Annotated in this window: 1 pseudogene; it reads left to right on the top strand. The window is 59.9% G+C overall.

What is annotated here, in order from left to right:
* Positions 1-217: pseudogene (locus tag JUK32_RS28555) on the top strand (IS5/IS1182 family transposase); the annotation flags it as partial.

Genomic DNA, 217 nt, shown 5'->3' with positions numbered 1-217 from the left:
CGGATTCATGACCGGTTGCGGGAGTGGTATCGCATCGAGCCAGGTCGCCAGAGGAGTCCGTCGGAGGCGGTGATTGACAGTCAAAGTGTGAAAAGTGCCGCCGGCGTGAATGAAGCCGTTGGCGACGACGCCGGGAAACCGATTAAAGGGCGTAAGCGCTTTCTGGCGGTGGAGACCTTGGGGTTGGTGATGGGGGTATTCGTCACCGCAGCGAGTA

This window comes from Halomicronema sp. CCY15110 (assembly GCF_016888165.1).
In the GTDB taxonomy this organism is placed as follows: domain Bacteria; phylum Cyanobacteriota; class Cyanobacteriia; order Phormidesmidales; family Phormidesmidaceae; genus Halomicronema.
This window is presented reverse-complemented; position numbering and strand designations above follow the sequence as displayed.